This is a genomic window from uncultured Rothia sp., assembly GCF_937976295.1.
GTDB lineage: Bacteria > Actinomycetota > Actinomycetes > Actinomycetales > Micrococcaceae > Rothia.
Window position 1 is genome coordinate 1 of record NZ_CALJRY010000379.1, and the last position, 6,707, is coordinate 6,707.

The window sequence follows — 6,707 nt, forward strand, 5'->3', positions numbered from 1 at the left end:
TCCACTAGGCGTCTTACCAGCGCCTTTACCGTAGTCTCTGCCACTATTCACTCAGCAAGATTAGGGGTTCACTCATTCATCAGGATAAAGACTAGGACACGTCTCCCTTACACCGATAATTAGGGGTAAATGTGCCTATTCGCCGCTCTCAGTCCAAAACACAGGACAAATTCCCGGGGAAGATTACACCGTTGAAAGTACAAGATCGTCTTAAAAAAATGTGGGGTTCAGACTTCGTCGTTAGGCGAAGCTGGCATCCTAAGGTACAGCGTGCCCTTTATTTTGGCGATTTTCTCGCCATTGTCATTGCGGTCGTCGCTGCGCATCTGATTCGTTTCGGGTGGGAGAATGCTGACCTGCCCTATGTGAATGTTTGGCCTATTAACGCCCTGGATGGCCGTATCCCCGCTATTGATTACATCTTTTTGGGTATTGGTCTGGTCGTTGGCTGGTGGTTTATTCTCCAGGTGAACGGCTCCCGTAGCCTGCGCATCATGGGTTTCGGTACTGAAGAGTACCGCCTCATCACTCGCGGTAGCACCTATTTCTTCTGTCTGCTGATTATTGTGGCGTTCTTCCTCAAGGTTGACGTCACCCGTATGTACTTGCTGATTGCTTACCCGTTGGGTCTGTTCCTTCTGCTCGTTGAGCGTTGGCTGATTCGTCAGGGTCTGGTGCGTTCGCGTACTCGCGGTCGTGCATTGACTCGCGTCATGATTATTTCTGATGTGACGACCGGTCAGCACCTGTACAAGAACCTGGAGGGTGTGGTTGCTTCCGGCCTGTCCCCCGCTGCGTTCTATCTGCCCGGTTTTACTCCCGGTACCACTGTTGCTGGCGCACCGATTCCGGTGCTTGGTTACAGCACTGCCCCGGCTGACATTATGGAGGCGATCCGCGAGAACGACATCCATATGGTCGCTATTTCTAATGGTCACCACTTGAGCCCGGATCAGGTTCGCCTGTTGGGTTGGAAGCTTGCTGACGCGCATATTTCGCTAATTATGGCTCCCGCGACGACCGATATTGCTGGTCCGCGTATGCACATGCAGCCGCTGAATGGTCTGCCGCTGGTGCACGTGTCGACTCCGCGTATTACCGGCCTGTCGGCGTTCTTCAAGCGCGCTATGGATGTTGTGTCTTCGGCTCTGGGTTTGATTCTGCTGTCTCCGCTGTTCCTGGTGGTGGCGCTGCTGGTCAAGCGTGATGGCGGCCCGGTCTTCTTCCTGCAGAACCGTGTGGGTCTGAACGGTGAACTGTTCAAGATGGTGAAGTTCCGTTCGATGCGTACTGACGCCGAAGAGGTTAAGAAGCGCCTCCTGGAGCAGAACGAGGGTAATGGCGTGCTCTTCAAGATGAAGGACGACCCGCGTATTACCCCGATTGGTAAGTTCATCCGTAAGTACTCGATTGATGAGCTGCCTCAGCTGTGGAACGTGTTCATTGGCGATATGTCGCTGGTGGGTCCGCGTCCTCCGCTGGTTGAGGAAGTTGAGCAGTACGAGGACATTGCGTACCGCCGCCTGCTGGTGAAGCCCGGTATTACCGGTCTGTGGCAGGTTTCGGGCCGTAGTGACCTTTCGTGGGAAGAGTCGGTTCGTCTGGATCTCTACTATGTTGAGAACTGGTCGCTTACCGGTGACCTCATTATTCTTCTGCGTACTGTCCGTGCGGTTTTCGCTAAGGAAGGCGCGTACTAGGAAGAGTTGAGGTTCTCCCGCTGGTATGTATGCCGTTTTTGAAGACGCTGTTCCTTTAAAGACGCTGCTCCGGCACAGGCAGCTTGGCATCATCCATTGATATAAACGCATAAGAAGGGGCGTGAATCCATTTCCGGTGGATTCACGCCCCTTCTTTGTACCTTCTGCCTAGTTCTTTGAGAGATGCTCTAGGATCGGGCGTTAGGTTGAAGGCGTACTGGGCGCCTCTGCCCTATTCGGCGATGAGTCGCGCAATGACTTCGGGGAGCATCTCCGCGACACGGGTTGCCGGGGCGGGGCCCAGCAGTGCATCCTTGACGCTTCCGGTGGCGCTGGCGCGTGCGGCTTCACCGTGCAGGTAGACTGCGAGCGCACCGATGGAGGCGAAGGTGCAGCCTTCCAGGGCTTCTCCGCGGGCTTCGAAGGCGGCTACAGTCTGGGCGAGCAGGGCGCCGTAGATGCCGGTGAGGGTGTCTCCGCTGCCTGCGGTGGCGAGCCAGGGGCTTCCTCCGGCAACGCTGTAGGTGGCGCCGTTGGGTGCCGCAATGAGCGTGTAACCGCCCTTGAGCATGACGGTGGCGCCGGAGAGTTCGGAAGCGGAACGGGCCCAGCGGAAGGGCTCTGCGTCGATGTCCTTGCGGCTGGGTACGATGGCGTCGCCCAGGTGCTTCTTCCAGGTTTCGGGGGTGAGCTCGTGCACGATGCGCAGGAATCGTTCGAGTTCTGCCGCGTGCGGGGTGAGAATCTTGTGGGGGCCGAGGTGCTTACCGGTTGCCATGTATTCTGCCGCCAGGTCACAGGCGCCGGCATCGAGGATGGCGGGTTCGGGCGAGTGGAGCAGGTAGCGGTTCTTGTCCAGCGAGTCGTAGCTGGAGCCGGAGCCGCCGGCCCACACGGTGACCCTCTGCAGGGCGGGTGCGCCGCTGAAGTAGACGGTTTCGGGGTTGTGGGCGATCATGAGCTGGCGCAGCTCGTGGGAGTTGGCACCGAAGCGGACCATGCCAACGCCGGTGTTGAGGGCTGCGCGCACGCTCATGAGGGCTGCGCCGGGGTATTCGAGGCTTCCGGTGAGCATGCCGAGCACGCCGCGGGTGTACTTGTGGGAGTGTTCGTCGGGGATTTCGATGAGTTCGCGGTAGTCTTCGCGGTCGAGAACACGCAGGGCGGGCTTGTGGGCGTCGAGGGCTTCGGGCACGCCCAGGTCGTAGAGTTTGATGTCTCCGGAGTGGACGCTGTGACTGGTGCCTGCCGGTAGCTTGTGACCGATGAAGGTGACGGTGCGGTCGGCGCGCAGGGAGGGTTCGTGCACGGTTCCGCGGTTGTTGTCGACTCCGGAGGGGGTGTCGACGGCGAGGACTGCGCCGAGCTTACCGTCGAGCTGTGCGGCTCGGAGTACGCCCAGGTATTCGCCGGCGCCACCGCGTACGGCGCCGCTGGAACCGGTTCCGAGGATGCCGTCGACGGTCAGGTCGTAGCTGGCAAGGTGTTCGAGGGCGCGTTCGGGGTCGAGTACTCGGGTGCCTTCGCCGCCTTCACGGGCGATGAGTTCGAGGTTCTTTTCGCTGGGGTCGAAGATGACTGCATCAACGCGGTGCCCCTTGGCGCTGAGGCGGGCGCCAGCGTAGATGGTGTCTGCGCCGTTGTTGCCCGGGCCGATAAGCAGCAGGATTTTGGCTTTGCCGTTACCGTGGAGTAGCTCCTGTGCTTCGGCGGCAACAGCGTCTGCGGCGCGTTGCATGAGGTAGCCGTCGTAGTCGGCGGCTTCGATGTAGGGCTTTTCTGCTTCGCGTACCTGGGAAGCAGTGTAGATGAGCTTCATTGCTGTCTCCTTGGGTGGCACCGTGCGGGCCTTAGGGGTCACCGGTTGTGGTGTTGATATGGCTCTGCGTTAGTTTTCGTTGGTGACGTTAGTTTTCGTCGGTGTCGTCGCCGGCGATGACGCTGAGTCGGTAGCTTTCGGGGTTGAACTTTTGCAGGTGCGCCAGTTCTGCGTCGCTGAGGTATTCGGCAGTTGCGATGGCGATGGCCATGGGTTCGTCGTGGGTCAGCGAGAGGTGGATGCGGTTGATGCCGAGTTCTTTGGCTCGGCGGGCAATGGTGCCTTCAATGATGAGGTAGGGCTGGCCGCTTTCGGCGGTGGCGACTTCGCAGTCTTGCCAGTTGAGTCCGGCGGGTGCTCCGAGTACTTTTGCGACGGCTTCTTTGGCGGCAAATCGTACGGCTTGGGAGCGTACATTCCGGGTGCGCTCGTTGGGGGTGAAGACGCGGCGGACGAAGGCGGGTGTTTCGGTGACAATTCGTTCGAATCGTTCAATATTGACAGTATCTACGCCGATTCCCATAATCATGAGCTGCACCTTTTACGTTGGGGGTGGTGACCGCGTCCTGTTTGCGGTTTCTCTTGTTTTAAGTCTAGCGAGATTCGCTTCTTTTAGGTGGGATGGCGGCAAATATGACGCATAGTTGCTGTCTGTTTCACAGCGTCTATTCTGTTGGTTAATCCACGAATAACCGCCTGGTTAAACGACAAGGGCGGTGGTTGAGTTCTTTAAGAACTCAACCACCGCCCTTTCGTTATCGCTGAGGCGATTTCCGAGGATTACTCTAGTGGATTATTCCAGAGGATTACTCCACGGTCACGGACTTTGCGAGGTTACGCGGCTGGTCAACGTCCAGGCCCTTAGCTTCTGCCAGTGCGCATGCGAAAATCTGCAGGGGCACGGTTGCCAGCAGGGGCTGCAGCAGCGAGGGGCATGCCGGAACGGTGATGAGGCGGTCTGCGTAGGGCTTGACGGCCTCGTCGCCTTCCTCGGCGATGACGATGGTGAAGGCGCCGCGAGCGCGCACTTCCTGGATGTTGGAGACGACCTTGCCGTGCAGGGAGTCGCGACCGTTTGCGGAGGGAACCACTACGATGACCGGCTGGCCTTCATCGATCAGTGCGATGGGGCCGTGCTTGAGCTCGCCTGCTGCGAAGCCTTCAGCGTGGATGTAGGTGATTTCCTTGAGCTTGAGTGCGCCTTCCATTGCGACGGGGAAGCCCACGTGGCGGCCGAGGAAGATCACGGAGGTGGCATCCTTCATTTCGACGCCCAGTTCCTTGACCTGCTCGTCGTTGTCGATGACCTTCTGGATCTTTGCGGGCATCTGCTGCAGCTCGGCGAGGATCGAAGCAATTTCGTCCTTGTACTTGTTGCCGCGCAGCTGTGCCAGGTACAGGCCGAGCAGGTATGCTGCGGTGATCTGTGCCAGGAATGCCTTGGTGGATGCCACTGCGATTTCGGGGCCTGCGTGGGTGTACAGCGCAGCGTCGGATTCGCGGGGCAGGGTCGAACCGTGGGTGTTGCAGATGGAGATTACCTTTGCGCCCTGTTCGCGTGCGTGGCGCACTGCCATCAGGGTGTCCATGGTTTCGCCGGACTGCGAGAGTGCCACGATGAGGGTCTTCTCGTTCACGATGGGGTCGCGGTAGCGGAACTCGTGTGCGAGCTCAACCTCGGTGGGGATGCGGCACCAGTGCTCGATGGCGTAGCGTGCCACCTGGCCTGCGTATGCTGCGGTACCACATGCGACGACGATGATCTTGTCGATCGAGCGCAACACCGAGTCGTCGATGTTCAGCTCGTCGAGGGTGAGGTTACCGTTTTCATCGAGGCGGCCCATGAGGGTCTGCTCTACCGCTGCGGGCTGCTCGTGGATTTCCTTCTCCATGAAGGAGTTGAAGCCGCCCTTTTCAGCTGCTGCTGCGTCCCATTCGATGTGGAAGGGTTTGCCCTCTGCGGGGTTGCCTTCGAAGTCGATGATGGAGTAGTCGGAGCCGGTGATGGTCACAATCTGGTCCTGACCCATCTCGACGGCTTCCTTGGTGTAGTCAATGAACGCGGAGACATCCGAGCCGAGGAAGTTCTCGTTCTCGCCCAGGCCGATGACCAGCGGGGAGTTGCGGCGGGTTGCCACAACGCGGTCCGGGTGGTCGGCGTGGATAGCCAGGATGGTGAACGCACCTTCCAGGCGGTTGGATGCAACGCGTACTGCCTCGGTGAGGTCACCGGTGCCGAGCTTGTTGTAGATGCTTGCGATGGTTGCTGCAGCTACCTCGGTGTCGGTCTGAGATGCGAACTCTACGCCTTCGGCGAGCAGTTCGGCACGCAGTTCTGCGAAGTTTTCGATAATACCGTTGTGTACGACGGCGAGGCGGCCGTTGTCGACAACGTGGGGGTGAGCGTTGTTGTCGGTGGGTCCACCGTGGGTTGCCCAACGGGTGTGACCGATACCAATCTGAGAGTCCGGCAGGGGGTGTTCCTTGACCTCGTTTTCAAGGTTCAGGAGCTTACCGGCCTTCTTACGGAATACGATGCCGTCGGGGCACACGAGTGCCACGCCAGCAGAGTCATAGCCGCGGTATTCCTGGCGGCGCAGACCTTCGAGGACCACATCGTATGCGTTGTGGTCAAACTTGTTACCGTCCGGAGCAGTGTCCAGACCTACATATCCTACGATTCCACACATGCTATAAGTTTATCCCACAAGTATCCGAATATGCGCACGGTGAAATACCGTTATACGTCACGTTCGCTGTGGCTTTTCCTGCCTTTTCGGTTTTTACCCTTTTCTTCTCATACATTTATTTCTTGAAACAAACCGTGAGGGTGGATATTTTCCCCGCGGGCTGAAAGTTCGTACACTTAGATAAATGAGCACCGCACCGTATTTTTCTGGCGATGACCGCTTCATGCATCTTGACCGTTCCCGTTGGTCACACCTAGCCGATGAGATTTCTGTTCCCCTCAGCGCTGAGGAAATTGAGTCTCTTCGAGGTCTGGGTGAAACTGTCGACCTTGAAGAGGTGCAGCGTATTTATCTGCCGGTTTCTCGACTCCTGAATCTGTATGTGACTGCCGCTTCTTCGCTGAACCATATGACGAATGATTTTCTGCATGTGTCTCAGCGCCGCGTGCCGTTCATTATTGGTGTGGCGGGTTCTGTTGCGGTGGGTAAGTCGACGAC

Annotated in this window: 4 protein-coding genes and 1 pseudogene; 2 read left to right on the plus strand and 3 right to left on the minus strand. The window is 58.2% G+C overall.

Annotated features, from left to right (window positions below; genetic code table 11):
- The first annotated feature begins 218 nt into the window (after nt 1-218).
- Nucleotides 219-1,700 carry a sugar transferase gene (locus Q0216_RS10080; protein ID WP_298595067.1) on the plus strand — a complete coding sequence of 494 codons (1,482 nt, stop codon included), beginning with the start codon at nt 219-221 and terminating at the stop codon, nt 1,698-1,700.
- Nucleotides 1,701-1,932: 232 nt separating this feature from the next.
- Here Q0216_RS10080 and Q0216_RS10085 read toward each other — a convergent pair whose 3' ends face one another.
- The 3 genes from Q0216_RS10085 to glmS all read right to left on the minus strand — a co-directional run bounded on the left by Q0216_RS10085 (nt 1,933) and on the right by glmS (nt 6,209).
- Nucleotides 1,933-3,519 (minus strand): bifunctional ADP-dependent NAD(P)H-hydrate dehydratase/NAD(P)H-hydrate epimerase, encoded by a 1,587-nt coding sequence (locus Q0216_RS10085; RefSeq protein ID WP_298595070.1) that lies wholly within the window; start codon nt 3,517-3,519, stop codon nt 1,933-1,935.
- 88 nt (nt 3,520-3,607) lie between these two features.
- Nucleotides 3,608-4,048, minus strand: coding sequence for a holo-ACP synthase (locus Q0216_RS10090; protein ID WP_298595073.1), 441 nt, complete (start codon nt 4,046-4,048; stop codon nt 3,608-3,610).
- A gap of 277 nt (nt 4,049-4,325) precedes the next feature.
- Nucleotides 4,326-6,209 carry a glutamine--fructose-6-phosphate transaminase (isomerizing) gene (glmS, locus tag Q0216_RS10095; protein ID WP_298595076.1) on the minus strand — a complete coding sequence of 628 codons (1,884 nt, stop codon included), beginning with the start codon at nt 6,207-6,209 and terminating at the stop codon, nt 4,326-4,328.
- Between the two features lie 184 nt (nt 6,210-6,393).
- On the opposite strand from glmS, the pseudogene Q0216_RS10100 reads away from it, so the two are divergent.
- Nucleotides 6,394-6,707: pseudogene (locus tag Q0216_RS10100) on the plus strand (type I pantothenate kinase); the annotation flags it as partial.

Coding starts and splice junctions, on each gene's coding strand:
- glmS (WP_298595076.1), bottom strand. CDS start 6,209: ATGTGTGGAATCGTAGGATATGTAGGTCTGGACACTGCTCCGGACGGT.
- Q0216_RS10085 (WP_298595070.1), bottom strand. CDS start 3,519: ATGAAGCTCATCTACACTGCTTCCCAGGTACGCGAAGCAGAAAAGCCC.
- Q0216_RS10080 (WP_298595067.1), top strand. CDS start 219: ATGTGGGGTTCAGACTTCGTCGTTAGGCGAAGCTGGCATCCTAAGGTA.
- Q0216_RS10090 (WP_298595073.1), bottom strand. CDS start 4,048: ATGATTATGGGAATCGGCGTAGATACTGTCAATATTGAACGATTCGAA.